At 76.4% G+C, this 874-nt stretch carries 1 pseudogene; it reads left to right on the top strand.

The window, feature by feature from the left end:
* Nucleotides 1-874, top strand: a pseudogene (locus tag AC5LUJ_RS03570) (hypothetical protein); the annotation flags it as partial.

Below are 874 nucleotides of genomic sequence, written 5' to 3' on the forward strand. Positions count from 1 at the left end.
GGTGTTCGGGCTGGCCCGGGAACAACTGTTACGCGACGGGAAGGTCGTCCCGTCCGCGATCGTGCTCTCGCACGAGGAGCAACGCGCCCGGCTGCGCCGCGACTGCCCGCAGGCCGTGCCCGTCGCGGTGGTGGCCGGTGATCCCTGTTACGACCGCCTGCGCGCGAGCCTGCGTTTCCGCCGGGAGTACCGCGGGGCGCTGGGAGTCAGCCCCGCTCACACACTGGTGACACTCACCTCGACCTGGGGCCCCGGGTCGCTGCTGGGCCGCTGGCCGCACCTGCCGGCCCGCCTGCTCGCCGAGTTACCGGTGGACGAGTACCGGGTCGCGGCGGTCGTGCATCCCAACGTCTGGCACGGGCACGGCCCATGGCAGCTCCGGGCCTGGCTGGACGAGGCCCGCCGGGCCGGCCTGCTGCTCATACCCGCCCGGGAGGGGTGGCGCGCCGCCCTGGTCGCCGCGGACGCGGTGATCGGCGACCACGGATCCGTCACCGTGTACGCGGCGGCGCTGGACCGGCCGGTTCTCCTCGCGGCGGGCGACCCCGCCGAAGTCGACCCGGACGGCTCCACCGCCGCCCTGCTGCGCACCGCGCCCCGGCTGACGGCCACGGCGGGGCTGCGCGCGCAGGTGGACCGGGCCGTCGCGACACACCGACCGGGCCGGTACGCGGATCTCGCGGCGGCCACGTTCGCCCGGCCCGGGGAGTCCCTGCGGGTGCTGGCCGACCTGATGTACCGGCTGATGGGCCTGCCACCGCCCGCCGGCCCACCGAGCCCGGCCCGGGCCCCGGCGCGCGTGCCGACGCCCGAACACGAATGGCGGCACCCGACCGCTCTGCTCGCCGAAACAGCCATCATCGCCGCCGGCACC

It is taken from the genome of Protofrankia sp. CiP1_Cm_nod3 (assembly GCF_982290655.1).